Consider the following 26,183-nt stretch of genomic DNA (forward strand, 5'->3'; position numbering starts at 1 on the left):
GGGGTGGGAGGCACAGCGGGAGTCGGCGAGGAGCCGTCCCCCCGCCCCCCCCCCCCCCACCCCGCCCCCCCCCCCCCCCCCCCCCCCCCCCCCCCCCCCCCCCCCCCCCACCCCAGTCAGGACGGATCGTCCTCCGTGGCCGTGGTGATGACGGTGGGCGGGATGCTGTCGGGCAGTGGTGTCCGTTCGCCTCCGTCCTCCTCGGTGAAGGCGCGCACGCCGGCCCCGCCGGGGAACTCGCCGGTCACGTAGTGGTCGGTGCGGAAGCCGAGCGAGGCCCGGGGGCCGAGTTCGGTGCCGTCCGCGCGGACCGGGACGAGTTGGTGGTGCTCCATCCACAGGCAACCGGAACTGCGCGGCGGCACGGCCAGCCCGTACGTCCTGGTCACCTCGTTCATCACGGTCACGCTCCGGCGCCTCTCGTAGCCCAGTTCGACGGTCGCCGACACCGAGTACGTGGTGGTTCCGGAGACGCCCATGCCGAAGGGCTTCGCGGACACCTCGATGCCGACCGCCACGCCAACGCTGATGCCGGTGGTGACGTTGAAGGCGGTGCTGTCCTCCCGGCTGACACCGGTGGTGACGGCCTCCGACTGCTCCTGCTGCACCGTCCCGTTGCGGTTGTCGCGGAACAGGGCGACGTCGAAGCGCCGGAGGCGGCGGATCCGGTAGAACGGCGAGTTGCGGATCTGCCAGTGCGCGTCGCGGACCGGGTCCTCGACCATGAAGTACGGCACGGTGACCGTGCGGTCGGTCACCGTCGTCTGCGCGGGCGGCCGGTCGAACGAGGTCAGGCGTGGCACACCCGGCCCGGGACGCCTCTCCACGACCGCCGGCAGGTCCAGCACCCAACCGGTCGGCGTCGACGACGGCCGGTCGGCCGTGAACACCGCCGTGAATCCCCCAGGCGGCACCAACAGCCGCTCCTCGGTGTCCTGGTTCGACTGCTGTGGCGCCACGACCGACCACAGCCGCATGTTCCCGCTCTCCAGCAACCTGTCGCCGAACTCGCCCCGTCGGACGTACAAGCGCCCGTTGTGCTCCCGTTTGACGCACACCACCGGGAAAGAACCAAAATCGGGATGTGGAGCGTTGGTGGCGACGATGTCGCCGAGGGCGATGTAGCCGTCCGGGGGGACGGGCCGCCAGATCCCGACGGAGACATCCTGGGGCAGGTCGCCGATCCGGTCGTAGCGCACGGGTGGCCGGAGCATGCTCCGGTCCGCCGAAAGGTCCCGCAGGAGCAGTGCGGCACCGTCCCGGGGGAGGCCGCCGGCGGTGAGGGGCGGCCCGAAGTGGTGCGCAGCGCGACCCCAGCCGTCGCGCATGGGCTCGTTCGCGGCGTAGATCGCGGAGTCGTGCCGGACGCCAGGCATGACGTTGGGCCAGACCCGGCGGATGTCCGGAGTGAAGCGCAGTTCTAGATCACCGTAGCGTTGGGTGGTCACACGGACCTCTCTCCTCGCTCAGAACCGTCACCTGACCCTAGGCCCTCCCTCCCGCCCTTCAGGAAGGGAAGAACAGGCCATGTGCGAGTCGGCCACCGGCCGTCTCCCGGCCCGCCGCCGCTGGGGGCGGCGTACCCAGGAACCCGACGCGGTACTTGCGCTGCAACGCGCGGCCGGACAGGCCCGCGCGAGCATCACGGCGGATCGCCGCGTACAGATCGACCTTGGACTTCGGCAGCACCAGGGACCCCTCGTCGTGCAGAGCACAACCATGGCCCCGAGGCAAGCACCCGAGTGCTCTCAAAACTCGGTACTCACGTACAAAGCCACAGAACACGTCTGCACAACCCGAATCAGCTTCCGAACCTCATCCGTATCCATCCGACGATGGTCGCGCAGCAGCAGATCTCTGGCAATCGGCTTCAGGCCGCCGCCACAGGCGCCCCAAGCAGCAGCCAGAGCACGCCATCAATGATCGGCCGGACAGCTCCTAGAGGGCGGGCTGTCACTCGCCAGTGTCGTACGGGTCGCGCAGAGGCCGTCGGGCGTTGAACAGCACAAGGGCGTGGAGGATCAGGCCCAGGGCCCCGATCTGGTCCTCCACGCCGTCTCAAGTCCACCGTGGTGGACTTGAGACGGAAGCCGACGAAGCGGGTGGAGGGCCTGGCCAGCTACCGGGGCAGCTTCGCGGTGCGCTCCGGGTAAGCGGTTCCGACGTAGCGCATGGCGGTGTCTTCGGTGATGCCGAAGAGCCGCATGAGCTTGAGCGGGTCGCCGGTGGCGAAGGCTTCGTCGAGGATCCGGTCCTGCCGGAGCCTGTCGAGGGTCTGCCCCTTGGGCAGGACCCCCTGCATGGTGATCCGGTGCACGGCCGGGTGGTCCGGATCGAGGGCGGTCTTCTGGGTGACCAGCAGGTGGGGATTGACGCTGGTGGGCCAGCGCTGGTGGCGGTAGGTCAGCCAGTCGGCGGCAAGGCGGTGGTGAGCCCCTCCAGGTAGAGGGTGTGCCGCCGCAGGCCGCGGCGCAGTTCGAGGGTGCTGCGGGCGAGGTTGAGGTCGGCGGTGAGTGCGGTGCGGATCTCTGAGGCGGGGACTGCGTGGATGGCGGCCAGGGCGATGGCGAGGCGTGCGAACGGGGTGGCGGCCTGGTCGAGCACGCCAGCCAGCAGGTCGGAGGGGACCGGACGTGGAAGGCCGGTCACGTCGCCCACGGGCAGGTGGCGGGCCAGGTCGCGGAAGACCAATCGCTCGCACTTGAGCGCCCGGAACAGGCTGCGCAGTGCGATGGCGAGCTGGCGTCGGGCGGTACCGCCGAGGCTGTCCAGCGCGTCCTGGAGGTGGTCCGCGGTGACTTCCCGAAGGGTCGTCATGCCGCCCGCCGTCCACGCGGTGAGGACCGGCCGCAGGTAGCCCAGGTAGCTGCGGATGCTCTCCCAGCTACGCGGTTCGTTCTCCCGGGGACCCCGGCCGCGCAGCACCTGCGCCCATGCGCCGACCTCCTCAGCGACGGGTCGCGGCAGTGTGGCCAGCACCCTCTCGATCCAGACCAGGTCGCGGTCGCGGTGCATCCCGGGATCGTCGACGAGCAGGCCGCGAGCGCGCAGGAACTGGCAGACGGGCTTGGCCGCGAGGTGCTCGTCCAGGCGGGCCAGGTCGTGGACGTCCCGCTCGTGGAAGGCGTTCTCGACTCCGAGCCAGTAGGCCAGGATCGTGAGGGTGCGGATGTTCTTGCGGAAGCCCGACTCCTTCTGGTCGCGGCGAAGCTCGGCGAAGTCCTCCACCAGCGCGGTGGCCGCACCGGTCAGCGGCAGTTCGCCCCAGGGCCGACTGCGCAGCCGGGCCAGCACCGGGGACCAGTCGCGGCGCATCGTGAACAGGGCCTCCTGCCCCCGGCAGAGCGTCGTCGCGGGCGTCGCGTCCACGGGCACCGGCCAGTGCTCGCCGGCCTTCGGCTGCGGGCCCGGTCCGCCCGGGCCGGTAGGCAGGTGGATCACCAACTGCGTGGCGGCAGGCACGCTCAGGTCGTCGCGGTGAGGGTGGCAGGCGCGGCAGTGGCCGGCGCCCAGCGCAAGCCCTTCTCGGCGGCAGCGCGCGCACTGTCCCGGCTGCCGGTGGCGGCGTCTGCTCCAGTTCCGGCACGGGTCGCAGCGAAATGCCGCGTGCTCGCCCCCGGGCATCCAGGTGTTGCAGTCGCGGCACGAGCGCGGTGCGAGCCGCGGGTCGGGAAGGGACTCGTCGGCCAGCAGGCCGGCGCCCAGGAGGACCAGGCAGACCACGTCGGCGAACTTCGGCAGCTCCCTCAGCAGCCGCCCTGAGGTGGGCTTGGCGCCTTCGGCCTCGCGCACCGCCAGGGCGAGCCGGACCATCTCGGCGACCTGGCAGCGCCAGGCGTTGCTCATGCGGCGCTCGGCCACCAACGCCAGCAGCGCCGGTTCGGCCCGGTCCCAGCCGGACAACTGCCGGACGGCGATGGCGCGGGCCGTATCGCGAGTGAGGGTGCGCGCCATGGTGAACAGGGGAATCTGGCCCCACGCCTGCGGCTCCAGCACGGCCGACTGGTCGGGCCCGACCGTGCGCTGCCTGTTCAGCTTGCGCTTCCACCCGGAGTTCACCCAGCGCCCGCCGCCCTCAAAGCGCACGATCTTGCGGGCCTGGGCCGCGTAGCGGTGTGTGCCGACGATGAGCTGGAGCGGGCGCGGCCGGGCACCCGGGACGCCCAGGGCCCAGGGATGAGAGCTGCCATGGCACCGTGCCGTAGTACTCGCAGACCTCGATCACCGGCTTGATCAGCCCGTCCAGGGTCTTCGGCTCCAGGCCGGCCGCGTCGCGTGCCCACTGGTACTCGGACAGGGTGTCGAGGAAGAAGCTCTCCTCGTCCTGCACCGAGATCCGGGCCTGGCGCCGCCGCTGGAGCGTGACAACGTCCGCCAGGCCGGACTCGACCGAGACCGCCGCCGGGTCGACCGGGACGGCCGAGTCCGGGGCGGGCCGCACGAGCGTCAGCACGCGAGTTTCGGAATCTGCCACGAGCCAGCAAATTACGGGACACACTGACAGATTCTGCGAGTTACCGCTGGAATCTCACACGATCGAGCGACGCCCCGGTAACCCCGCTCCTACCTGCTGAGATGCCGCGATGGTGCTCGCGAGCAGCCAGCGGGAACCCGCTCGTACTCCACTAGGCCTGCACCTCGGCGGTCGCTTCTCCCTAGACGGCGACGACTCCCCAATCCCGGACTACTACCGCGGCTCCAGCACGAGCGTCCTCAAGCAGCTCGCCACCCTCCTCGGCACCGGCGGGCCCGGCCTTTCCGACGAGGCCCTGCCGCGCGTGCAGGCGTGGTGGACCTGGCGTCTGGCCGCCGTGACGAGCGCGACCGAGCCGGACGGGCGCACCGAGCTGATCGACACCCTCCCGGCCCTAGCCGCCAGCGGCCGCTTCCCAGACGAGTGGATCCTCCAGCAGTTCCACGTCCTGCTGGACGCCAGCGGCTAAGAAGTCATCTCATTTGGGGATCCTCCGGAGGCAAATGAGGGCTGCGGCGATGCTGGCGAAGGCGGCGAAGTGGTCGGCCTTGCGTTCGTAGCGGCGGTGCAGTCGACGGAAGCCGCCGAGCCAGGCGACGGTGCGCTCGATGACCCAACGGTGGCGGCCGAGGCTTTGGGAGGACTCGACGCCTCGGCGGGCGATGCGGGCGGGGATCTGGCGTCGTCGCAGGTAGGAGCGGATGAAGCGGTGGTCATAGGCTTTGTCGCCGTGCGGCTTGCCGGGCCTGCGTCGCCTCGGTCCGCGCCGCGAGCGGATCGGCGGGATCGCATCGACGAGCGGGATCAGGGCCTGGCTGTCATGGACGTTGGCTCCGGAGATCGCCAGCGACAGAGGCAAACCGGTACGTTCCGTCAGCAAGTGGATCTTCGACCCGTACTTGCCCCGATCGACAGGATTCGGACCCGTCAACTCCCCTTTTTCAGAGCCCGCATGTTCACCGAGTCGATGGCGCACCGCGACCAGTCCAAGTCGCCCCGCGCGCCGAGCTCGTCCAGGGCGACCCGGTGGAGCTTGGCCCACACTCGAGCCCTGCTCCACTCGGTGAAGCGGCGATGGGCGGTGGGCCCGGACGGACCGAAGCAGGGCGGCAGTTGCGCCCAGGTGCATCCCGAGGTGGCCACGAACACGATCGCCGCCAGCACTTCGCGGTCCCCGTATCGGCGTCGGCCACCGCCCTGCGGCCGACTCGGCGCCGCCGGCACCACCAACTGGAACAGCTCCCACAGCTCATCCGGCACCAAGCGCTCCACGATCGTCACGCGAGCAGCCTACAAGGCCAAATGAGATCACTTCTAACTGCGCACCGACTCCACGACGTTCACCTACCTCACTCGCGCCGCCGACGCCCACACCGAGCAGGTCCTGCTCCTCCTCAAAGACTGGATCATGACCCTCGGCCCCTACGACCAGACGCCCCGCTACCGGGAAGCCGACATCCGCACTCTGCTGCGCACCGGTCTGGCCGATCCGAAGTGGGCCCAGTTGGCGGAAGAGATCATCAACCGCGCAGCGACCCGAGGGCACAGCCAGTTCCGCGGGCTCCTCCAGGCATCTGGAGACGCCAGCGAGTAGGCCGCTGAACCTGAGCGGGAGGACGGTTGAGACCGGCGGTCGGGCCAAGCCAGTACCCACGGCGGTGCGAGCGTGGTCTCGACGTCGACCTGGATGTCGCCTGGGAGCACACGCTCACCGTGATCCCGTAAGGACCGAGTTCCCGCCCCGGATCTGGCTGAACGGTCGGGGCTGCGAGCCCCGGGCGTACCGCGTCTGGGCGCGCAGGACGCCGGGCGGCCTACGCGGCATCGCCCTTTCTGAGGGAGGTCATGGGCTCACCCTGCCACGCCGCGTGCCGACGCGCTCCCGGGTTTCCCGGCCGGGAAACCCGGGAGCGTGGACTGCGGACTACTGGCTACGGGCTACGGGTTGGGGATGCTGCAGTTGCTGTCCTGTGGGCCCGCCAGGGAGGCGCCGTTGGAGTAGTCGTGCTGGGTGCTGTAGGCGGGGCAGATCTGGTCGAGCGACGCGATGGCCGTCCAGATGTCCGGGGAAGTGGCGTGGATGTTGACGTAGCCGTAGACGTCCTTGCTGCTCTGGTCCCCGATGGTCGCCTGACCGGTGTAGCCGTTGCTCGCCATCAGGTACACCTTGACCTGGGAGCCGTTTCCCTGGAAGCCGCCGGACCACTGAAAGTGGGCGATCGCCGTCCGGCTACAGCTGTCGTACTGCTGCTCGACCTGGCCGACGTAGACGCCATTGTTGTAGATGTTGCCCGGGAGGCCTTGGTCGCTCACCCCGCAGGCGAGACGCGGAGCCGGGGCGGCCGAGGCGTCGGTGCTCATCGTGAGCGCGACGGTCGTCGCGAGGGTGACCGTGGCGACGGCGTGGCGAATACGCATTGGGTGTTCCCCCTGGAGTCGGTCCCACGGCCGGAGCGGCCGGGGTTCGAGGGGAGCGTAGGCAGGCGCCGAGGAGGCGACGTAGGCACGTTCAGGCCAAAGCCCTTAATTGGGCCGCTAGTTGAGAGGGATTTACCACTCCGCTGGCGGACGGATGACGGGAGTTGGGATCCCGGCCACCCGCCCGTCGTGTAGCCCTACGCCCCGGCGGGGCGGGTGAAGCCGTAGGAGCGCTCGACCTTGGCAACGCGGAGGGAGCAGGCGGGCCCGGACGGCCTGGGCCTGGCGTGGGAGCGGCGCTGGCGATCGTTCCCGCAGCTGCTGGTGGTCCTGGCCGGCGTGGCGGCGGCCGGGGTTCGCGGCGCGGTGGCGGACCTGTGGCTGACCGCCGAGGAGAACCCGGCCACCGCCGAGCTGCTCACCGCCGAGCCGCCGCAGCGCGCGAGGTCGAGGTGGGAGCCGCAGCAGGGACTGCTGCGGTCCGGTCAAGGTCGTAGCGCACGGCGCGGGTGCGCAGAGCGGGCCTGGTGATGCCGCGCAGGGCGTCATGGTAGGCGTGCTCGATGAAATGCCAGCCGCGGAGGACGAGGCGGTGGTCAAGTTCGCGGTGGCGCTGGAGGAACTACTGGTAGAAGACACTGTTCCGGGAAGAGACGGTCATGGTGACCTGTTGTCCGTCGACGACACGCAGGCCGCCGTAGACCCGGGTCTTCTCCGGGCCGCGGCTGCAGTCCAGCTCAGCCTTACGGGACCTTCGTCACCGCGACGCCGTTGACGAACACCGTGACGTCCTGCGGCGCCCGGCGCAGGATCTGCAGGACGTCGGGGGGCATCGGCCCGGACCAGGTGACGGAGACGACTTGGTGCTCCTCGTCGACGGTGACAGACGGAGCCGGGCCGGTCTGGTGGTGCTCGTGGGCGAGTTGCCGGACGAAGTCGCCGAAAGGCACAACGGGGGGCGGGTCGGGCAGGGTGAGCGGCTGGTGGGTGTTGTGGACGACGATCTGGCCAGGGAAGGCCTCCTCGAAGGCATGCTGGGCCCTGGCCTGGTCGCCGATGACGCCCGCGCGCACCCGGTGGTCGGGCATCTGGTCGACCATGTAGACGGCGAAACCGTCGCCCCGGACGGTGCGGGCGTAGCGGTCGGCTCCGGGGTGCGCACGGTTGCCTTGTTCGATGCCGGGATCGAGGTGACAGGTGTGGAGGGTGACGTGGCGTCCGGTGGCTTTCTGGAGTTCGCGGCTGGCCTTCTGGTGGTCGCCGATGATGTCCGCGTCCAGGCCTTCGGCGGTGAGGCCGATGTTGCAGACGTGGTAAGTGTTGCCGCCCATGCGGGAGGCCAGGGTGAGGATTTCGTCGTCGCCGGGGTGGGTGGTGGCGGCGGCGAGCATGGTGATGGTGGCGCCGATGCCGACGGCGACCGCGGTGGCGGTGGCGGTGAACAGGGTTCTGGTGGTACGCCTCATGCGAGTGAGATCCCGAACTTGTTGGTGATGGCGCCGATCGGCGCGTAGGAGACCCCCGAGTAGCAGGTCGGCTTCCAGCCGGCGGCGGTGTCGGTGCCCCACTTGCAGGCGACGGGCTCTCCGGCGGATCCGACGATGATGCCCTTGGCGGCCGAACAGCGTCGCCCACCGGGTAGGGGGCAAGGACAATCGGTGTCGGCACTCCGGCCGACCGACTGACGGATCGCCACAAACACACTCTGTCAAACGGGTTCGGCACCCGACGCCGCCGCGGTGGACGTCTCCGGCCAGGAGGCGTCCACCGCGGGCGGCGGGGCAGGACCAGCGCGACGATCTCCTCCCTGGGGCCGGCTGCCACGGACGAGACGACGTCACCCAGGAGCGCGCTGCCTCCGCTGCCGCCACACTGCGGTGGACGCCGTCCGGCCGGAACACGATCACCGCTTCGGCCGGACGGCGCGCGGGAAGCCGGGCGTAGTACGCCAGTTGTAGATCGCGACCTTGCCCATTGGCGGCCCTCAAGGGCCAGTCGGGACACCAAGCTGCCCGTCCCGTTGGTGACAGGGCGAAGCCATTCTGCGGGGTGCCCCGTACCAGCAGGATGGTGATCACCGGCGCGGGGCGAGGACGACTCCCCCGGACGAACGCCGTGCCGACGGGGTTCGCGGTAGGTAGAGGCTCCGTATCCGGACCCGCCCGTACCGCGCCGATGCTCCGCCGCGCACAGCCGGGCGGACGACAACCGGCCTGCTCGCAGGATCGTCCGGAGTCCGGCCGGGCTCGGCGCGGACAACCTCGGATCCCGCTCTTCCCCCTCTGTTGTCCGCGGCCACCTCGGGTTGTCCGCCACTCACCTGGGCCTTCACGCCCTCCTGTAGACGGACAATCACTGCGGATCCCACGCTGGAGATTCCACCGGCTCTCAGAAGGGAGTTCCTTTGACACACAGCCTCGACCCGGCCGACATCGTCGTCGTGCGCGCTCCTGACGTGGAAACGGCCATCACGCCCGATGACATCAGCTTCGGGCCCGCGGACGACAACAACAACAACGACTCCGGTCATAAGGACTTTTTCATCGACGACACCGACTGACCTCGCCTGAGCAGAGCCCGCCCGAGAAGTCTCACGGGCCGGGGAGGGGCCGCGCTCCCGGCGCGCCCCCTCCCCGAAGGACAGCAAGAACGCCAAGGAAGACATGGCTGCCGGTTACCGCGTCAGCAGAGCCGGCCGACCTCTGTTAGGAGACACGAGATCTCGATGACTTCTCTGACGGACCGGGTGGGGGCCGAGCCCGAAGACGGGCCTTCCTTCGGCCTCTCCCGCCTTCTCCACCCGGTCTCCCTTCCGACGTTCCGCGACGAGTACTGGGAGCGGCGGCCACTGCACATCCCGAGGAACGACCCCGAGCACTTCGCGGATCTCCTGACGCTCGACGACGTGGACCGGGTGCTGGGCCAGTCCGGTCCGGACTTCGGGAACGTCCGGGTCATCCGCGAGGGCAAGGAGACCCCGGTGTCCGAGCTGGGCGCCCCCGGCCGCAACATGACCGCCAGCCGGCTGGAGGCGCTGTACGAGCGGTACCGGTCCGGCTCGACCGTCATCCTGAACGCCCTCGAACGCCGCTGGGAGCCGTTGGCGCGCTTCACCTCGATGCTGAGCGCCGAGGTCAACGCCAGGTTCCAGGTGAACGTGTACCTCACCCCCGGCGGGCAGGCCCGCGGATTCGACCCGCACTACGACAGCCACGACGTGATCGTGATGCAGGCGTACGGCAGCAAGCGCTGGCGGCTGTACGGGGCACCGTACGCGCTGCCGTTGGAGGGTCAGAGGTACGACCACTCCGGCGAGGTGCCGGAGGTCGAGGAGGAGTTCGACCTCCAGCCGGGCAGCCTCCTCTACCTGCCCCGTGGCACCATCCACGCCGCGACGTCCAACGACGCCGCGTCGATGCACCTCACCTTCGGTGTCCACCCGGTCCTTATACCCGCGCTGATCAGCGACGCGGTCCGGGAGGTCTTCGAGGGGGACGAGCGGTTCCGCAGGAGCATGCCCATCGGATTCGCCAACGACAAGCACCTCCAGGAGCAGGCCGAGGACGTCTTCGCCGAGCTGATCGATGCGCTCGCCGCCCGGCTCTCGCCCCAGGAGATGACGGCCAGGGCCGTGAAGCAGACGACCTCGCTCGCTCCGGTGACGCTCCGCGGTCACCTGGGCGACCTGGAGAGCCTGCCGCGGCTGAACCTCGACACCCGGGTGCGGCGTCGTCCGGGTCTGCGGTGGAGCGTGGCACTCGGCGAGGAGGTCGTCGAGCTCGAGTTCCACAGCAAGACCATCCAGCTGCCGGTCCACGTGGCCGATGAAGTCAGGTTCGTGACGGAGAGCGACGGTCAGGGGTTCACCGCCGGCTCGATCCCCGGCGGCCTGGACCAGCCGGGCTGCCTGCTGCTCGTGCGCACGCTGGTCCGCGAAGGATTCCTCACCCTGTCCTGACGGACGGACGGACGGGTGCCGGGCCGGGCCGGGCGGCGCCGGCCGGTCCGGCATGACGACTCACGCAGATCCTCCCGGTGCCCCGGCCCGCGGGCCGGGGCACCTGACGGACGCGTCCGACGGAGAGAAGGGAGGAGCCCCGTGGCCGGAGAACGGAAGAACAGGCGGCACGCTCCACTGGTCAGAGCCATGGGCCTGTTCGTGCCGCACCGGCTCCGGCTCGGCGCCGTGCTGCTGCTGGTCGCGGCCGGATCGCTGGCCGCGATCGCACCGCCGTTCATGCTGCGGCAGATCTTCGACGTCGCGCTGCCCCAGGGCCGGCTCGGACTGCTGACCGGGCTGGCCGCCGGGATGCTCGCCCTGGTGGTGGCCAGCACGTCCGCCGGAGTGCTCCAGGCCTACCTGTTGGTCACGCTAGGGCAGCGGGTGATGGACGACCTGCGCACCGCGGTCTACACGCATCTGCAGCGGATGTCCCTGTCCTTCTTCACGGCGACCCGCACGGGCGAGGTGCAGTCCCGGATCGCCAATGACATCGGAGCCATGCAGTCGACGGTGACCGGCGCGGCCGCCACGATCGTCGCCAGTGCCACCACGGTGGTGGCCACGTTGCTGGCGATGCTCTCCCTGAACTGGCAGTTGACGGCGGTGTCCCTGGGGGTGCTCCCGTTCTTCGTCGGGATCAGCCGCAGGGTCGGCGCGGAGCGGCGCGGGATCGTCGAGCAGCAACAGAGCCTGCTCGCCGTGATGTTCAGCCTGATCGAGGAGTCGCTGTCGGTCAGCGGCTTCCTGTTGGGCCGCACGATGGGGCGCACCGACACGCTCGTCAAGGAGTTCGCTGGGCGGTCGCGGGACCTCGCCGATCTGACCGTCCGGTCCTCGATGGCCGGACGATGGCGCCAGTCCATCATCTCGATCATCGTGGCCGCGATGCCGATAGCGTTCTACTGGACGGCCGGAATCGTCGGTGGGTACGGTGGCCCGACCATATCCGTGGGTACCGTCGTCGCGTTCACCGCTCTCCAACAGGGCCTCTTCGGGCCGGTCATGACCCTGTTGCAGACCGGCATCGGCATCCAGAGCTCCATGGTCCTGTTCGACCGGGTCTTCGAGTACCTGGACCTCGAGGTCGACGTCGCGGAGCCCAGGGATCCCGTTCCGCTCACCGGGCGCCACGGACACGTCCGCTTCGAGCAGGTGAGCTTCTCCTACCCGGCTTCGGGGCCCGTCCTCCGGGGGGTCGACTTCGATCTGCCGGCCGGTGAGAAGCTGGCGGTCATCGGCGCCACCGGCGCGGGCAAGACCACCCTCGGCCATCTGGTTCCGCGTCTCTACGACGTCACGGGCGGACGGATCACCATCGACGGCGTCGACATCCGTGACCTCAGCTTCGCCACCCTTGCCGAGACGGTCGGCATCGTCCTGCAGGACACCCACCTCTTCCACACGACCGTGGCCGACAACCTGCGGTTCGCCAAGCCCGGAGCGACCGCGAGTGAGCTGGCGGCCGCCGCCGAAGCCGCTCAGATCCATGAACTGATCGAGAGCCTGCCGAAGGGGTACGAGACGATCGTGGGCGAGCGCGGGTACCGGTTCTCCGGCGGCGAGAAACAGCGCCTGGCGATCGCCCGGACCATGCTGAGGAATCCGCCGGTCCTCGTCCTGGACGAGGCCACCAGCGCACTGGACACGATCACCGAGAAGGCGGTCCAGCGAGCACTGGAGGCGCTCTCCGCGGGCCGTACCACGATCACGATCGCCCACCGGTTGTCCACGGTCCGGCATGCCGACCGGATCATCGTTCTGGACGGCGGCCGGGTCGTCGAGTCGGGCACGCACGCGGACCTTCTCGCCCGCGCCGGACGGTACGCGGAGCTCTGCCGGGCGAGCGGCTCCCTCGGCCCGAAGCCCTGAAGGACGGAAGTCGCCTACGCCAGACGCCCGCTCAGAGCCGCAGGTCCATCCGCTGCTCGACCGTGTCCAGGCCGAACTTGCGGGCGGAACGGGAGACGGTGAGCTCGAAACCGGCCTTCGCGTACAGGTGGTGGGCGGCGTCGAGGCCCGCGATGGTCCAGAGCAGCACGCCCTCGTACGCACGGGCGCGGGCCTCGTCCAGGGCGGTCTCCAGCAGCCGGCCGCCCAGGCCCCGGCCCCGGGCGACCGGGTCGAGGAGCACCCACCGCAGCTGGCCCCAGCCCGGGCGTTCGTCCGCCCGGACGAGGCCGGTGGCGCCGACCACGCGGCCGTCGAGCTCGGCGACCCACAGACGACCGGGCGCCGCACCGCCCTCGCGGGCCCGGGCGAGGACCAACTCGGCCATCCCGGCGGCGACATAGGCCTCCATGGTCTCGTCCGTGCCGTACTCGCGGGCGTAGAGGACACCGTGCAGGGCGGCGACGGTGCCGAGGTCTCCGGGGCGGACGGCCTCGCGGACGGTCGCGAATCCGGGTGCGGTGGCGGCCATGGTGGCATCCCTTCCAGGAGGGCACTTCCACTGAAACAGTCGTTTCAGTGGAACGATAGACCACGTGTCCACCCCCACCCCCGCAGATGCGCGCTCCCGCCCGTCGCGGCGGCGCGAGGAGATCCTCGCCGCGACCGTCCGCTACGTCGCCGAGCACAACGTGTCCGACCTCTCGCTGCGCCCGCTGGCGGCCGAGATCGGCTCCAGCCCTCGGGTGCTGCTGTACCTGTTCGGGTCGAAGGAGCAGTTGGTCCGGGAGGTCCTGGCGGTCGGCCGGGCCGAGCAACTCGCGCTGCTGGAGCGCTCCGAGACCGAGGGCGGCGACGCCCGCGAGACCCTCGAACTGCTCTGGGAGTGGCTGACGAAGCCCGAGCACCGGGGCGCGCTACGCCTGTTCTTCGAGGGGTACGTCCGCGCCTTCGGCGGCTCCGGGCCCTGGCTGGACTTCGGCACCGTCTCGCTGGACGAGTGGCTGCCGCCCCTGGAACGCGCCCTGGACGGCACCGGCGCGAATCCCACCGTGGTGCTGGCCGTCCTCCGCGGCCTGCTGCTGGACCTCCTCGCCGACGGCGACGGCGGCGGCGGGAGCGGGGGCAGGAGCGAGGACGGGAGCGAGGACGGGAGCGAGGACGGGAGCGAGGACGGGAGCGAGGACGGGAGCGAGGACGGCAACGACGGTGGCGGGAACCACGCCGGCCGCGTCCACGCCGCCTGGCACGCCTTCCTCGACGCCACCCTCGGCTGACGCCCGGCAGTCAGCCCGCGCCGCACCCGAAGGCCGGGTGCTCGCCACCTGCCAGCGGCGCCTGAGGACCTGGCGCCTGGTCGCCACTCACGCGGACAGGCCGAAGAGGACACCGGCGGAGTCCAGGCAGGGGCCTGCGTCATGGACAAGGGCGACGCCTCGTGTTCGTGTGCCGGCGCCCGCGTCCTGGCGGTGCCCTGCCCATGTGCAGGCGGGGGTCTGGCGGTCGCGCTTTCCGCGGTGCCGTGGTTGCCGGGCACGACTACTGTGCCGTTCATGTCTGACGATCTGCGGGACTTCCACCCGCGTGCTGAATCCGCCGCGGCCGTTGGGCGGTTGGCCGATCCGGGGTTCCTGGTGAACGCGGACCCGGGATCGGTACTGGCGTTGCTGGATGCGGCGTCCGGTCCGGTGGCGCGATTGGCCGCGTCGGTGTACCGGGCCTCGACACACCTGCATCGTGACGTCACCGCGGGGGTACGCCGGCAACTGCTGGCGCTGGACGCGGCCCGTTACGGGGACCCGGAGCTGTCGGCGCGGATCACCGCGGTACCGGTGGAGGACGAACCCGCCGCACCGTGGGGCGTCGAGTGGGCCACCGGCTCCCAGCTCGACCGGTCCGTGCGTCGTATTCCGACCGCCCACACCGACGCGTTGCTGGCGGTGGCGACGGCGGTGGTCGACGGCCGCCCCGTCGCGGTCACCGGCGGTACTGACCGGAGCGTGCGGGTATGGGACCTGACCACCGGCCGACAGATCGGCCAACCTCTCGCCGGCCACACCGGCCAGGTGTGCTCGGTGGCGACGGCGGTGGTCGACGGCCGCGCCGTGGCGCTCATCGGCAGTGGTGACCGGACCGTGCGGGTATGGGACCTGACCACGCGCGAGCAGATCGGCCGACCCCTCACCGGCCACACAGCTGCGGTGTCGGCGGTGGCGACGACGGTGCTCGACGGCCGCCCCGTCGCGGTCACCGGCAGCGGCGACGTGCGGGTGTGGGACCTGACCACGCACGAGCAGATCGGCGAGCCGCTCACCGGCCACACCCATGCTGTGTGCGCGGTGGCGACGGCGGTGCTCGACGGCCGTCCCGTCGCGGTCACCGGCAGCCACGACGAGACCGTGCGGGTATGGGACCTGACCACGCGCGAGCAGATCGGCGAGCCGCTCACCGGCCACGAGGAGGCGGTGCGAGCGGTGGCGACGGGGGTGGTCGACGGCCGCCCCCTGGCGGTCACCGGCAGCGAGGACGAGACCGTGCGGGTATGGGACCTGACCACCGGCCGGCAGATCGGCCGACCTCTCACCGGTCACGACGGCTGGGTGCTGTCGGTGCTCACGACAACGATCGACGGCCGCCCCTGCATCGTCAGCGGAGGCGAGGACTGGACGCTCCAGGTGTGGGATCCGACCACCGGCAAGCAGATCGGCGAGCCGGTGAACGGCAACACCGACAAGGTCCGGGCGATGGCGACCGCGGTGCTGGACGGCCGTCCCCACGTGATCGCCGGCAGTCAGGACGGGATGGTGCGGGTGTGGGACCTGACCTCGGGCGGCCAGGTTGGTGAGCCGCCCACCGGCCACACCGGCGATGTGAACGCGGTGGCGACGACAGTGGTCGACGGCCGCCCCGTGGCGATCACCGGCGGCGACGGCACGGTGCGGGTCTGGGACCTGACCACCGGCCGGCAGCTCGGCCTGCACCTCACCGGCCAGGACGACTGGGTGGGGGCGGTGGCGACGGCGGTGGTCGACGGCCGTCCCGTCGCGGTCGCCGGCAGCCACGTGCAGGTATGGGACCTGACCACGTGTAAGCAGATCAGCGAGCCGCTCACCGGCCACGAGAAGGGGGTGAACGCGGTGGCGACGGCAGTGGTCGACGGCCGCCCCGTCGCGGTCACCGGCAGCTGGGATGACGTACGGGTCTGGGATCTGACTGCGGGTCAGCAGGTCGGCGAGCCCCTGACGGGCCACACCGGCGAAGTGAACGCGGTGGCGACGGCAGTGGTCGACGGCCGCCCCGTCGCGGTCACCGGCGGCGACGACGGCACGGTGCGGGTCTGGGACCTGACCACCGTCCAGCCGATCGGCCAACCCCTCACCGGCCACACCGACCGCGTGCTGGCGGTGGCGACGGCGGTGGTCGGCGACCGCCCCGTGGCGGTCACCGGCGGCGACGACGGCTCCGTGCGGACCTGGGACCTGACCACCGCCCAGCCGATCGGCCAACCCCTCACCGGCCACACCAGCGACGTGAACGCGGTGGCGACGGCGGTGCTAGACGGCCACTCCCTGGCGGTCACCGGCGGCGACGACGGCACGGTGCGGACCTGGGACCTGACCACCGGCGACCAGGTCGGGCCGGAGCTGGTGTTCCCGCTGCCGGTCCACACGGTGGCCGTGGTGCCGGATGGCCGGTTGGTGGTGGGCTTCGGCTGGGAGGTCGCGGTGTTGGCCCGCCGCTGACCGGGCCCCGCACGAACGTCTCGCCGCCGGACGGCGGTGGCGGCCCGCGGTCAGTCCGCGCCGGACGGGAGCCAACGCAGGGCGAACCAGAGCTCCATCCGGACCTCCGCGTCGCCGAGGTCGACGGCGAGCAACTCGCCGACCCGGGCGATGCGTTGGCGCACGGTGTTGCGGTGGAGCTGGAGCGCCGCCGCGGTGCGGTCCCAGCTGCCGTGCAGGGCGAGCCAGGTGCGCAGGGTCTCCCGGAGCACGGCCGGCCCGGGGGTGCCCGCGGCGGCCAGCGGGGCGAAGGTGCTGCGGGCGAGGGCGGCGGCGTCCTCGGGGGCGACCAGGGTGTGGACGCTCGGCCCGACGGCCTCGCGGTGGTGGACGGCGGCGGCACCGGTGGCCAGCGCGTGACGCAGGGCCCGGTCGGCCTGGGCGTCGGCGGTCCTCAGTTCCGCCGTGGGGGCGGGCGCGCTGACGCCGAGCGTCCAGCCGAGCCGGGCGGCGGATTCGGTGTCCACGACCCGGTCCGGAGCCGCCGAGCCGGGCAGCAGCGCCCGCAGCCGGGTCCCGTCCAGGTTCAGGTGCGGTGTGCCGAGGGCGGTGCCGAGGGCGGCGAGTTGGACGGCCTCCCCGCCGCCGCCCGCCCGGCCGGTCAGCCGGCCGTGCACGACCACCCAGGCCCCGTCGGGCGGCAGCAGGGCGGCCGCCGCCTCCTCCGGTGCGGCGCCGAGCAGCAGCCGCACCAGGGCTCCCGCGCTGCGGGCGTCCGTGCCGAGCGCGTGCCGCGGGCTGGTGAGCAGCGAGAGCAGCACCACGGCCACCCCGGCCACGGACCGGTGGACGGCGGTCGGCGGCTCCTCGGCGGCGGTGACGAGCGTGAGCGGGCCGCCGGAACCGTCCGAACCGGGCAGGGTCCGCACGGTCAGGTGCCGCCCGGCGTAGTGCTGGGCGGCGGCGGTCGGCGGCTGGGCGCGGCCCGCTGCGCGCGCGGTGGTCCGTTCCGCGAGGGCGCGCAGTTCAGCCGGGACCGGTACGGGCGGGCGCACTCCGGCGCTGAACAGTTCGACGCCGCGTCCGTCCAGCAGTGCCGTCCAACCGCCCAGGTGCACGGCGAGTTGCTGGACGACCGCGCGCAGCGCGTCGGGGCGGGCGGCCGCGGAGGCGAGTGCGGACTGGGCTTCGGAGATCTGCCGCAGGCCGCGGTGGGCGGCTTCGGCCATCGCCGAGTAGGCGGCCCGGCCGACGGCGACGAACGGGGTGCCGTCGGGCACCCGTAGCAGGGGCAGGTCGTGCCGGTCGCAGGCGGCGACCAGGTCGGCCGGCACCTCGTCGTAGACCGGTGCGACGCCGAAGCCGAGTGCGGCGGCGCCCGCTTCGACGACGCAGCGTACGTAGGCGTCGATGCCCTCGGCGTCCTTCGGGAGGCGGACTCCGGCGGTGAGCAGCAGTTCCCCGCCGAGCAGGTAGGGGCCGGGGTTCTCGACCTCGGTGGTGCCGACGGTGCCGATCAGCCGGTCGTCGAGCGGTCCGGCGATCTGGCGCAGTCCGAGCGCGGGGTCGGCGAGCAGGACGGTCAACGGGACGGCGGGGCTGCCGGAGGCGGGAGCGGGGGCTGGGTTGGGCACGCCGGCGGCCTTTCGTCGGAGGTTTTGCACATCTGACCCCACGATATTGGATGAAACCGATACTTCTGCAGGCCAGGTGGGGCGGTTTAGGTTCAGCGCACGGCGTTTTCCTTCGGGCGCCCCCGGCTCGCCCCCCCCCGCTCCCCGCCTTTCCTGTGAGCCCTGCCAGTCCCGCCCGTCGCCTGCCTGTTCCCCCACCCACAGCCCTGGCCCGGCCCGCTCCCCCCAGCGCGTCCGGCCGGATCGGAGGACCCCCCATGACCCTCGACTACGTCGTGATGATCGGCTATCTGTTGGGCATCGTCGGCGTCGGCTGGTGGGGCAAGCGGCGCGCCTCCTCGAAGGCGGACTTCCTCGTCGCGGGCCGCCGTCTGGGCCCGGTGCTGTACACGGGGACGATGGCCGCCGTCGTCCTCGGCGGCGCGTCCACCATCGGCGGCGTGCGGCTCGGCTACTCCTACGGCCTGTCGGGCGCCTGGATGGTGTTCGCGATCGGGCTCGGCCTGCTGGCGCTGAGCATCCTCTTCTCCGCCCGGATCGCCCGGCTGCGGGTGTACACCGTGGCCGAGATGCTGTCGCTGCGCTACGGCGGGGCGGCGAGCGTGATCTCCGGCGTGGTCATGTGGGTCTACACCCTGATGCTGGCGGTGACCTCGACGATCGCCTACGCCAGCGTCTTCGACGTGCTGTTCGACGTGCCCCGCTGGGCGGCCGTGGTGATCGGCGGCACCATCGTGGTCGGCTACTCGGCGCTCGGAGGCATGTGGTCGATCACCCTCACCGACATGGTGCAGTTCGTGGTGAAGAGCATCGGGGTCCTGTTCCTGCTGCTGCCGGTCGCCGTCGTGAAGGCCGGCGGCCTCGCCCGGCTGAAGGCCGAACTGCCGTCCGGCTACTTCTCGTTCGGCTCGATCGGCGGCGACACCATCTTCACCTACGTGCTGATCTACACCTTCGGCATGCTGATCGGCCAGGACATCTGGCAGCGGGTGTTCACCGCCCGCACCGACCGGGTGGCCACGTACGGCGGCACGGTGGCCGGAGCCTACTGCCTGGCGTACGCCGTCGCCGGCGCGGTGATCGGGATGGCCACCAAGGCGCTCTACCCCCAACTGGCCAGCCCCGACAGCGCGTTCGCGACCATCGTGAAGAGCACGCTGCCGGCCGGGGTGCGCGGCCTGGTCCTGGCGGCGGCGCTGTCGGCGATGATGTCGACCGCGAGCGGCGCGCTGATCGCCTCCGCCACCGTGGCCAACAACGACATCTGGGCCCGGGTACGCACGCTCGTCGGCCGGGGAGGGCCAGGCGCCGCGGCCACGGACCATGACGAGGTGCGGTCCAACCGGCTGGCGATCGTGGCCCTCGGCGTGCTGTCGATCGGCGTCGCCTGCGTACTGGACGACGTGATCTCGGCGCTCACCGTCGCGTACAACCTGTTGGTCGGCGGTCTGCTGGTGCCGATCCTGGGCGGGCTGGTCTGGCGGCGCGGCAACCTGCCGGGCGCGCTCGCCGCGATGATCGCGGGCGGCGGCACCGTGATCGCGTTGATGGCCGCCAAGGGTGTCCTCGCCAACGAGCCGATCTACTTCGGCCTCGCCGTGAGCCTGGTCGCCTACCTGGCCGTCAGCCTGGCCACCCGCCCGACCGATGCCACCGTGCTGGAGCACTGGCGCGGCCGGCTCGCCGGGCAGGCAGCGACCCCGGCCGCTCCCGCCGCCACCGCCCCGGCCGCCGCGCTCTGAGAGGAAGCCTCATGGGCCTGCCCACCGCACCGACCGTCCCGACCGCACCGACCGTCACGTCCGGACCACCCGCCCCGCTCGGACCGTCCGGACCGTCCGGACCGTCCGGACCGACGGTGCCGCCCGCACCGACCGAGGCCCGGTTGCGCCGCGAACTCGCCGCCGTGTACCGGCTGGTCGCCCACTTCCGGATGACCGACCTGATCTTCACCCACATCTCGGTCCGCGTCCCCGGCCCCGAGCAGCACTTCCTGATCAACCCGTACGGCCTGCTGTTCGAGGAGATCACCGCCTCCGACCTGGTCAAGATCGACCTGGCCGGGAACCCGGTGGAGCCGACCCCCCATCCGGTCAACCCGGCCGGCTTCGTGATCCACAGCGCCGTCCACGCGGCCCGCCAGGACGCCCACTGCGTGCTGCACACGCACACCCGGGCGGGCTGCGCGGTCGCCGCCCAGCGGGACGGGCTGCTGCCCCTCAACCAGATCTCGATGGAGTTCCACGACCGGGTCGGCTACCACGACTACGAGGGCGTCGCGCTCAACCTGGCCGAGCAGGAGCGACTGGTCGCCGACCTCGGCGGGCACCCGGCACTGATCCTGCGCAACCACGGCCTGCTGACCGTCGGCCGCACCCCGGGCGAGGCCTTCCTGCGGATGTACTACCTGGACAAGGCGTGCGAGATCCAGATCGCCGCCCAGGCCGGCGGCGGCCCGCTCGTCCTGCCGTCCCGCGAGACCGCCGAGCTCACCGCCCGCCAGCTGACCGGCCAGGAGCACGGATCCGACCTCCAGGACGACCGGGCCGCCGAACTGGCCTGGGCCGCCCTCCTGCGCCTCGCCGACCGGATCGCCCCCGACCACGCGAACTGACCCCGTCGACCCGGCGCAACCCCCGCCCGCCGACGCCCCGACGCCGACGCCCCGCCCGCGGCTCCCCGACGCCGACTCCCCGACAACGCCCCGACAGCGCCCCGCCCGACCGACTCCAGGAGCTGCCATGAGCACCGCCCCCGACCCCCACGCCCCCCACAGCCCCCTCGGCCCCACCGACTCCTCCCGCGTACCGCGCTACGCCGGGCCCGCCACCTTCGCCCGCCTGCCCCGGATCGACCAGGTCCCGCGCGCGGACATCGCGGTCGTCGGCGTGCCCTTCGACACCGGCGTCTCCTACCGGCCCGGCGCCCGCTTCGGCGGCAACGCGATCCGCGAGGCCAGCCGGCTGCTGCGCCCCTACAACCCGGCCCAGGGCGCCTCGCCGTTCGCACTCGCGCAGGTCGCCGACGCCGGGGACATCGCCGCCAATCCGTTCGACATCCACGAGGCGGTCGACACCGTCGAGGCAGCCGCCGGCGAACTGCTGGACACCGGCGCCCGGCTGATGACCCTCGGCGGCGACCACACCATCGCGCTCCCGCTGCTGCGCGCCGTGGCCCGTCGACACGGGCCGGTCGCGCTGCTGCACTTCGACGCCCACCTGGACACCTGGGACACCTACTTCGGCGCCGAGTACACCCACGGCACACCGTTCCGCCGGGCCGTCGAGGAGGGAATCCTGGACACCTCCGCCCTCTCCCACGTCGGCACCCGCGGGCCGCTCTACGGCAAGCAGGACCTCACCGACGACGAGAAGCTCGGCTTCGGCATCGTCACCTCCGCCGACGTCCTGCGGCGCGGCGTGGACGAGGTCGCCCAGCAACTGCGCGAGCGGGTCGGCGACCGCCCCCTGTACATCTCCATCGACATCGACGTGCTCGACCCGGCGCACGCCCCCGGCACCGGCACCCCCGAGGCCGGCGGACTCACCTCGCGCGAGCTGCTGGAGATCCTGCGCGGCCTGAGCGGCTGCCACCTGGTCTCCGCCGACGTGGTCGAGGTCGCACCCGCCTACGACCACGCCGAGATCACCGCCGTGGCCGCCTCGCACACCGCCTACGAGCTGACGACGTTGATGGCCCGCCAGATCGCGAGCGAACGGACGGAGCAGGATCCGCGAGCCGGTGCGGGCGGCCGCACCGACGGACGCCCGGCCAGCCGCGCCGACGCCCGTACCGACGCCCGTACGGAGTCCCACGACGCCACCGGCGAGGTGCGCGCATGACGCACCTCCGCAACGGCGGCGACCTGGTGGTCGAGTCACTCGCCACCCTCGGCGCCCGCTGCGTCTTCGGCCTGCCCGGCCAGCACGCCCTCGGCCTGTTCGACGCGCTGCGCCGCTCCGACCTGCGTTACGTGGGACTGCGGGTGGAGAACAACGCCGGCTTCGCCGCCGACGGCTACGCCCGCACCGCCGGGACGGTCGCCCCGCTGTTCCTGTCCACCGGGCCCGGCGCGCTCACCTCGCTGGCCGCGCTCCAGGAGGCCGCCGCCGCCTCGGTGCCGGTGCTCGCCGTCTCCAGCCAGATCCCCTCGGCCGGACTGGGTGGACGGCGGCGCGGCTACCTGCACGAACTCGTCGACCAGCAGGCCAGCTTCCGCGACGTGGTGAAGTCCGTGCACACCGCCCGCACCCCCTCGCAGATCCCCTCCGCGCTGGCCGCCGCCTGGGAGTCGGCGCTGAGCGCGCCGTACGGGCCGGTGTGGGTGGAGATCCCGCAGGACGTCCTGCTCGCGCCGGTGACCGTACCCCCGGTCACCGGGCTGCGCGCCGAACCCCGGCCGCCGGTCCCCCGCCCGGAGCTGGTCGCCGAGGCCGCGGTGCTGCTGGCCGAGGCCGAACGCCCGGTGATCCTGGCCGGAGGCGGCGTGGTCCGGGCCGGAGCCAGTGACGAACTGCTGCGGCTGGCCGAGCTGTTGCGGGCCCCGGTGGCCTGCACCTTCGGCGCCAAGGGGGCCTTCCCCTGGGAGCACCCGCTGTCGCTGCGGTCCTGGCTGGAGGACCGCCACACCACCGACCTGCTGGAGGACGCCGACGTCCTGCTCGTCGTCGGCTCCGGCCTGGGCGAACTGTCCAGCAACTACCACACCCTGGCGCCGCGCGGCCGGATCATCCAGATCGAGGCCGACGCGGGCAAGCTGGAGGCCAACCACCCGGCCTTCGGCATCCACGCCGACGCCCGCCTCGCCCTGGCCGCCCTCTCCGACTCGGTACCGGCCGCCACAGCGGACGGACGGGCCGAGGCGGTGACCGCCGAACTGCTCAAGCGCGTCCAGGAGCGGATCGACGGCCAGGGGCTGGAACTCGAACAGGACTTGCTGGCATCCGTTCGCCACGCGCTACCGGACGACTCCCCGGTCTTCTTCGACATGACGATCCTCGGCTACTGGGCCTGGTCCGCCTTCGACGCCCGCCGCCCCGGAGCGATGCACTCCGCCCAGGGCGCCGGCGGCCTCGGCTACGGCTACCCCGCCGCACTGGGCGCCGCCGTGGCCACGGGCGGCCGCCCGGTCCTCGCCGTCTCCGGCGACGGCGGCGCGATGTACTCGCTCGCCGAACTCGCCACCGCCCGCCAACTCGGCCTCAACGTCACCTGGCTGATCATCGACGACGGCGGCTACGGCATCCTGCGCGAGTACATGACGGGCGCCTTCGGCGAGGCCACCGCCACCGAACTGGCCCGCCCGGACTTCGTCCGCCTGGCCGAGTCCTTCGGCGTCCCGGCCGCCTTCACCACGCCCGACGACCTCGCACGGGACCTGGCCGCCGCACTCGCCGCCCCGGGCCCCAACGTGCTGGTCCTGCCCACCCTGCTGCGGATGTTCGCACCCACCCACCTGGACGCCTGAACCACGGGGGGAGCGCGACGGCCCGGCCTTGCCCGCGCCCGGCGCGCCCCCCCGTCGACCTGATCGCACACCACCACGCGCCCCGGCCGTCCGACGCCGTTGCGCCGCCCCTTGGATAGGCTGCCGCAATGGCCCTCGACTCCCCCCGACTGCTGCGCGCCGACGCCGCCCGCAACGCGGAAAAGATCATCCGGGCCGCCCGGGAGGTCTTCACCGAACAAGGCCCCGACGCCCACCTCGACGACGTGGCCCGCCGGGCCGGCGTCGGAGCCGCCACACTCTTCCGCCGCTTCCCCGACAAAGCCGCACTCCTGCGGGCCGTACTCGACCAGCGCTTCGCCGAGAACGTCCGCCCCGCCATCCAGACCGCCGCCCACCACCCCGACCCCGCCTCCGGAATGGCCCACGTCCTGGAAGCAGCACTGGAATCGGTGGCCGGCGACTACAACGTGCTGGCCGCCGCCCGCTCCGCCGGCGTCCTCACCCCGGCGACCGGGCAGGAGTTCTTCGCCGCCCTCGACGCCCTCCTGGCACGCGGTCAGCACACAGGCGCGATCCGCGCCGACCTCGTACCCGACGACCTCCACCGCATCGTCATCATGCTGGTCTCCGTACTGTGGACGATGGAACCCCACGAGAACGGCTGGCGCCGCTACCTGGCCCTCGTCCTCGACGGCCTCACCCCCACCGGGGCCCGCCCACTACCCTGCCCCGCCCCCACACTGCACACCCGCACACCCTGACACCGAGGCGGATGCCGGCCACCCTCGCGCGGTGGGGGCGGCCGACACCACCGACCGCTAGACCTGTCCGGTCGATCCTGCCGGAGAGGGCCTAGCGCGCCGGGTGCACCCGGATCGCCGAGGCCGGGCACATGGCGGCCGCCTCGCGGGCCAGTTCCGCCGCCCGTGCGCCGGGCTCGGCAACGAGCACGAAGACCTGCCCGTCCTCGTCCTGGTCGAACACCAGCGGCGCGGTCACCGCGCACTGCCCCGACGACACGCACCGCGAGGTGTCCGCCTCCACCCGCGCGACCGGCCGCTCGCGAGGCTGCTCCCCGTTCACCACAGGACCGGAACCTCGCTGAGGCCGCCCGCCAGCCGTTCGGCGTGGTCGCGCAGGCTCCGCGCGTCCACCGCCAGCCGCAGGCCGGGGAAGCGCCGGAACAGCGCGGTCAGCGCGACCTGCATCTCGGTGCGTGCCAGCACGTTGCCGATGCAGTAGTGACCGCCGTGCCCGAAGGCCAGGTGCGCGTTGGGGGAACGCGACGGGTCGAAGGTGTCCGGCTCCTCGAACACCCGCCCGTCCCGGTTCGCGGCGTTGATCGCCACCAGCACCGCCTCGCCCCGCGCGATCGCGGTCCCCGCGACGGTGACGTCCTCGCGGGCGTAGCGGGTCAGGCCCAGGCCACCGGGCGAGGCCATCCGCAGGACCTCCTCCACGGTGGCGCGGGCCAGCGTCTCGGGCTCGGCGGCGAAGCGGTCCCGCCGGCCGGTGTCGCTCAGCAGGAACAGGACTCCCAGGTCGATCCGGGCCGACGTCGTCTCGTGGCCCGCGAACAGCAGCCCCACCGCCAGCCGGGTCATCTCCCCCTCGGTGAACGAGGGGTCCTCCGCCTGCACGGCCAGGATGTCGCTGATCACGTCCTGTCCCGGCTGCTTCCGCTTCTCCTCGGCGATGCCGGCCACGTACGCCTCGAACTCGGCCATGGCCGCGGCGCCGTCGGCCCCGCCGTACAGCGCGGCGATCCGCTCCGACCAGCCGCGCAGCAGGCCCCGGTCCGCGACCGGCACACCCAGCAGCTCGCAGATCACCATCACCGGCAACGGGAACGACAGGTGGTCGTGCAGGTTGACGGCGCGTTCCGGCTCCCGTGAGCGCTCCTCCTCCATCGCGTCCAGGCAGGATGCGGCGAGCTCCCCGATCCGCTCGCCCAGCCGGCGCATCCGCGGCGCGCTGAACGCGGGCGCCAGCATCCGCCGCATCCGCGTGTGCTCGCGGTCCTCCTCCTCGGGCGTGGGGGCGGGGCGCGTGTGCAGCGCCGACTCCGAGATCCTCGGCGCGCCCTCGGAATCGGGGCGCAGCCGGGAGAACCGGGCGTCGCTCAGAACCTCCCGGGCCTCCTCGTAGCGGGTCACCAGCCAGGCCGGGTCGCCAGCGGGTGTCGTCACCCTCGTGATCGGACCTTCCTCGCGCAGACGCGCGAACAGCGGCGCCAGGTCCAGGGCGTCGGGGCGCTCGAAGGGTAACTGCGGTGCGGGGGCGGTCATGGTGGTCTCCTCACCGGCCAAAGGCCACAAGAGCAGCGAACGCTTGGCAGAACCGCCCTCTCCTGCACGTCCGGACCAGGGCGGATGAGCGGCGTCCCGGCCCAACAAGTGAGAGTCAGCTCTCTCTTCTCTCGGGAGCGTAACACCGTCGGCACGCACAGTCAGCCACCCGGCGAAATCGGCCCGTCCGGTGACCGGGCGGGGCCCCGGCTCGGTGAAGAACACCTGCGGCACGGCCCCCTCGGGGCATCAGCCGCGCCCGCACGCCGTCCGCTTCTGCCGGTCCTCGGCCGATCGCAGGACCGCCG

General features: G+C 72.1%; 25 protein-coding genes and 1 pseudogene. 13 read left to right on the forward strand and 13 right to left on the reverse strand.

Translation table 11 applies throughout. The annotated features are described in order from the left end of the window. Nucleotides 1-116 precede the first annotated feature (116 nt). The 5 genes from AC07AL_RS32265 to AC07AL_RS32285 form a co-directional block, all read right to left on the reverse strand. Nucleotides 117-1,448 (reverse strand): hypothetical protein, encoded by a 1,332-nt coding sequence (locus AC07AL_RS32265; protein WP_363588966.1) that lies wholly within the window; start codon nucleotides 1,446-1,448, stop codon nucleotides 117-119. A 58-nt stretch (nucleotides 1,449-1,506) separates the two neighbouring features. Next, nucleotides 1,507-1,689 (reverse strand): hypothetical protein, encoded by a 183-nt coding sequence (locus AC07AL_RS32270; protein WP_363588965.1) that lies wholly within the window; start codon nucleotides 1,687-1,689, stop codon nucleotides 1,507-1,509. Nucleotides 1,690-2,119: 430 nt separating this feature from the next. After that, complete coding sequence (locus AC07AL_RS32275; protein WP_363588963.1) at nucleotides 2,120-2,317, reverse strand: hypothetical protein; 198 nt, start codon at nucleotides 2,315-2,317, stop codon at nucleotides 2,120-2,122. Nucleotides 2,318-2,403: 86 nt separating this feature from the next. After that, the gene (locus AC07AL_RS32280) at nucleotides 2,404-4,059 is read right to left on the reverse strand and encodes a hypothetical protein (protein ID WP_478319150.1); all 1,656 of its coding nucleotides are present in this window, start codon (nucleotides 4,057-4,059) and stop codon (nucleotides 2,404-2,406) included. 16 nt (nucleotides 4,060-4,075) lie between these two features. Then, entirely contained in the window at nucleotides 4,076-4,453 is a 378-nt protein-coding gene (locus AC07AL_RS32285) for a hypothetical protein (protein ID WP_363588957.1), read from the reverse strand. 130 nt (nucleotides 4,454-4,583) lie between these two features. Between AC07AL_RS32285 and AC07AL_RS32290 the strand changes: the two genes are divergently transcribed. Next, entirely contained in the window at nucleotides 4,584-4,943 is a 360-nt protein-coding gene (locus AC07AL_RS32290; RefSeq protein ID WP_363588955.1) for a hypothetical protein, read from the forward strand. A gap of 9 nt (nucleotides 4,944-4,952) precedes the next feature. Here the strand turns inward: AC07AL_RS32290 and AC07AL_RS32295 are convergent. After that, nucleotides 4,953-5,749, reverse strand: a protein-coding gene (locus tag AC07AL_RS32295; RefSeq protein WP_400812503.1) for an IS5 family transposase whose coding sequence is annotated in 2 segments (ribosomal slippage) — nucleotides 4,953-5,413 and nucleotides 5,413-5,749 — 798 coding nt in all. Because the reading frame shifts where the segments join, the coding sequence is not laid out codon by codon here. A 133-nt stretch (nucleotides 5,750-5,882) separates the two neighbouring features. Here AC07AL_RS32295 and AC07AL_RS32300 point away from each other — a divergent pair. Further along, on the forward strand, nucleotides 5,883-6,068 hold the full coding sequence (locus AC07AL_RS32300; RefSeq protein ID WP_363588953.1) for a hypothetical protein: 186 nt from the start codon (nucleotides 5,883-5,885) through the stop codon (nucleotides 6,066-6,068). A 344-nt stretch (nucleotides 6,069-6,412) separates the two neighbouring features. On the opposite strand, the gene AC07AL_RS32305 is transcribed toward AC07AL_RS32300, so the two are convergent. After that, nucleotides 6,413-6,892, reverse strand: coding sequence for a hypothetical protein (locus AC07AL_RS32305; protein ID WP_400812496.1), 480 nt, complete (start codon nucleotides 6,890-6,892; stop codon nucleotides 6,413-6,415). 240 nt (nucleotides 6,893-7,132) lie between these two features. Between AC07AL_RS32305 and AC07AL_RS32310 the strand changes: the two genes are divergently transcribed. Further along, nucleotides 7,133-7,423, forward strand: coding sequence for a hypothetical protein (locus AC07AL_RS32310; protein WP_400812494.1), 291 nt, complete (start codon nucleotides 7,133-7,135; stop codon nucleotides 7,421-7,423). A gap of 212 nt (nucleotides 7,424-7,635) precedes the next feature. Here AC07AL_RS32310 and AC07AL_RS32315 read toward each other — a convergent pair whose 3' ends face one another. Further along, the gene (locus tag AC07AL_RS32315) at nucleotides 7,636-8,358 is read right to left on the reverse strand and encodes a hypothetical protein (RefSeq protein ID WP_363588947.1); all 723 of its coding nucleotides are present in this window, start codon (nucleotides 8,356-8,358) and stop codon (nucleotides 7,636-7,638) included. Next, nucleotides 8,355-8,588 carry a hypothetical protein gene (locus AC07AL_RS32320; protein ID WP_363588945.1) on the reverse strand — a complete coding sequence of 78 codons (234 nt, stop codon included), beginning with the start codon at nucleotides 8,586-8,588 and terminating at the stop codon, nucleotides 8,355-8,357. The genes AC07AL_RS32315 and AC07AL_RS32320 overlap by 4 nt, the downstream gene beginning before the upstream one ends. Nucleotides 8,589-9,296: 708 nt before the next feature. Between AC07AL_RS32320 and AC07AL_RS32325 the strand changes: the two genes are divergently transcribed. From AC07AL_RS32325 to AC07AL_RS32335, 3 genes are all read left to right on the forward strand, one after another. Then, nucleotides 9,297-9,452: a hypothetical protein gene (locus AC07AL_RS32325; protein WP_331742852.1), complete on the forward strand. Its 156-nt coding sequence runs from the start codon at nucleotides 9,297-9,299 to the stop codon at nucleotides 9,450-9,452. A 165-nt stretch (nucleotides 9,453-9,617) separates the two neighbouring features. Then, on the forward strand, nucleotides 9,618-10,850 hold the full coding sequence (locus tag AC07AL_RS32330) for a cupin domain-containing protein (RefSeq protein ID WP_363588943.1): 1,233 nt from the start codon (nucleotides 9,618-9,620) through the stop codon (nucleotides 10,848-10,850). A gap of 189 nt (nucleotides 10,851-11,039) precedes the next feature. After that, on the forward strand, nucleotides 11,040-12,764 hold the full coding sequence (locus tag AC07AL_RS32335; protein WP_363588968.1) for an ABC transporter ATP-binding protein: 1,725 nt from the start codon (nucleotides 11,040-11,042) through the stop codon (nucleotides 12,762-12,764). 31 nt (nucleotides 12,765-12,795) lie between these two features. On the opposite strand, the gene AC07AL_RS32340 is transcribed toward AC07AL_RS32335, so the two are convergent. Then, the gene (locus AC07AL_RS32340; protein WP_363588941.1) at nucleotides 12,796-13,314 is read right to left on the reverse strand and encodes a GNAT family N-acetyltransferase; all 519 of its coding nucleotides are present in this window, start codon (nucleotides 13,312-13,314) and stop codon (nucleotides 12,796-12,798) included. A 64-nt stretch (nucleotides 13,315-13,378) separates the two neighbouring features. On the opposite strand from AC07AL_RS32340, the gene AC07AL_RS32345 reads away from it, so the two are divergent. Then, complete coding sequence (locus AC07AL_RS32345; protein WP_478319153.1) at nucleotides 13,379-14,059, forward strand: TetR/AcrR family transcriptional regulator; 681 nt, start codon at nucleotides 13,379-13,381, stop codon at nucleotides 14,057-14,059. A 276-nt stretch (nucleotides 14,060-14,335) separates the two neighbouring features. Further along, on the forward strand, nucleotides 14,336-16,525 hold the full coding sequence (locus tag AC07AL_RS32350) for a WD40 repeat domain-containing protein (RefSeq protein ID WP_478319154.1): 2,190 nt from the start codon (nucleotides 14,336-14,338) through the stop codon (nucleotides 16,523-16,525). 50 nt (nucleotides 16,526-16,575) lie between these two features. On the opposite strand, the gene AC07AL_RS32355 is transcribed toward AC07AL_RS32350, so the two are convergent. Continuing rightward, nucleotides 16,576-18,138, reverse strand: coding sequence for a PucR family transcriptional regulator (locus tag AC07AL_RS32355; protein ID WP_478319156.1), 1,563 nt, complete (start codon nucleotides 18,136-18,138; stop codon nucleotides 16,576-16,578). 257 nt (nucleotides 18,139-18,395) lie between these two features. On the opposite strand from AC07AL_RS32355, the gene AC07AL_RS32360 reads away from it, so the two are divergent. The 5 genes and pseudogenes from AC07AL_RS32360 (at nucleotide 18,396) to AC07AL_RS32380 (ending at nucleotide 24,348) form a co-directional block, all read left to right on the forward strand. Next, nucleotides 18,396-19,880 (forward strand): sodium:solute symporter family protein, encoded by a 1,485-nt coding sequence (locus tag AC07AL_RS32360; RefSeq protein ID WP_363620564.1) that lies wholly within the window; start codon nucleotides 18,396-18,398, stop codon nucleotides 19,878-19,880. An 11-nt stretch (nucleotides 19,881-19,891) separates the two neighbouring features. Then, nucleotides 19,892-20,752 carry a class II aldolase/adducin family protein gene (locus tag AC07AL_RS32365; protein WP_478319158.1) on the forward strand — a complete coding sequence of 287 codons (861 nt, stop codon included), beginning with the start codon at nucleotides 19,892-19,894 and terminating at the stop codon, nucleotides 20,750-20,752. 127 nt (nucleotides 20,753-20,879) lie between these two features. After that, nucleotides 20,880-21,869, forward strand: a pseudogene (speB, locus tag AC07AL_RS32370) (agmatinase); the annotation flags it as partial. Between the two features lie 107 nt (nucleotides 21,870-21,976). After that, nucleotides 21,977-23,605: a thiamine pyrophosphate-binding protein gene (locus AC07AL_RS32375; protein WP_478319160.1), complete on the forward strand. Its 1,629-nt coding sequence runs from the start codon at nucleotides 21,977-21,979 to the stop codon at nucleotides 23,603-23,605. A 128-nt stretch (nucleotides 23,606-23,733) separates the two neighbouring features. After that, nucleotides 23,734-24,348 (forward strand): TetR/AcrR family transcriptional regulator, encoded by a 615-nt coding sequence (locus tag AC07AL_RS32380; RefSeq protein WP_478319162.1) that lies wholly within the window; start codon nucleotides 23,734-23,736, stop codon nucleotides 24,346-24,348. Nucleotides 24,349-24,439: 91 nt separating this feature from the next. Here AC07AL_RS32380 and AC07AL_RS32385 read toward each other — a convergent pair whose 3' ends face one another. Both AC07AL_RS32385 and AC07AL_RS32390 read right to left on the reverse strand, forming a co-directional pair. Continuing rightward, on the reverse strand, nucleotides 24,440-24,670 hold the full coding sequence (locus tag AC07AL_RS32385; RefSeq protein ID WP_363587255.1) for a ferredoxin: 231 nt from the start codon (nucleotides 24,668-24,670) through the stop codon (nucleotides 24,440-24,442). Continuing rightward, entirely contained in the window at nucleotides 24,667-25,875 is a 1,209-nt protein-coding gene (locus AC07AL_RS32390) for a cytochrome P450 (RefSeq protein WP_478319164.1), read from the reverse strand. The genes AC07AL_RS32385 and AC07AL_RS32390 overlap by 4 nt, the downstream gene beginning before the upstream one ends. Nucleotides 25,876-26,183 lie beyond the last annotated feature (308 nt).

The sequence above is a fragment of the Kitasatospora sp. NPDC043949 genome (assembly GCF_056435365.1).

What these genes read in the sequence shown, in the direction of transcription:
- AC07AL_RS32335 (WP_363588968.1), top strand. Translation starts at nt 11,040, where the DNA reads ATGGGCCTGTTCGTGCCGCACCGGCTCCGGCTCGGCGCCGTGCTGCTG.
- AC07AL_RS32340 (WP_363588941.1), bottom strand. Translation starts at nt 13,314, where the DNA reads ATGGCCGCCACCGCACCCGGATTCGCGACCGTCCGCGAGGCCGTCCGC.
- AC07AL_RS32390 (WP_478319164.1), bottom strand. Translation starts at nt 25,875, where the DNA reads ATGACCGCCCCCGCACCGCAGTTACCCTTCGAGCGCCCCGACGCCCTG.
- AC07AL_RS32315 (WP_363588947.1), bottom strand. Translation starts at nt 8,358, where the DNA reads ATGAGGCGTACCACCAGAACCCTGTTCACCGCCACCGCCACCGCGGTC.
- AC07AL_RS32305 (WP_400812496.1), bottom strand. Translation starts at nt 6,892, where the DNA reads ATGCGTATTCGCCACGCCGTCGCCACGGTCACCCTCGCGACGACCGTC.
- AC07AL_RS32350 (WP_478319154.1), top strand. Translation starts at nt 14,336, where the DNA reads ATGTCTGACGATCTGCGGGACTTCCACCCGCGTGCTGAATCCGCCGCG.
- AC07AL_RS32365 (WP_478319158.1), top strand. Translation starts at nt 19,892, where the DNA reads ATGGGCCTGCCCACCGCACCGACCGTCCCGACCGCACCGACCGTCACG.
- AC07AL_RS32380 (WP_478319162.1), top strand. Translation starts at nt 23,734, where the DNA reads ATGGCCCTCGACTCCCCCCGACTGCTGCGCGCCGACGCCGCCCGCAAC.
- AC07AL_RS32330 (WP_363588943.1), top strand. Translation starts at nt 9,618, where the DNA reads ATGACTTCTCTGACGGACCGGGTGGGGGCCGAGCCCGAAGACGGGCCT.
- AC07AL_RS32375 (WP_478319160.1), top strand. Translation starts at nt 21,977, where the DNA reads ATGACGCACCTCCGCAACGGCGGCGACCTGGTGGTCGAGTCACTCGCC.
- AC07AL_RS32360 (WP_363620564.1), top strand. Translation starts at nt 18,396, where the DNA reads ATGACCCTCGACTACGTCGTGATGATCGGCTATCTGTTGGGCATCGTC.
- AC07AL_RS32300 (WP_363588953.1), top strand. Translation starts at nt 5,883, where the DNA reads ATGACCCTCGGCCCCTACGACCAGACGCCCCGCTACCGGGAAGCCGAC.
- AC07AL_RS32290 (WP_363588955.1), top strand. Translation starts at nt 4,584, where the DNA reads ATGGTGCTCGCGAGCAGCCAGCGGGAACCCGCTCGTACTCCACTAGGC.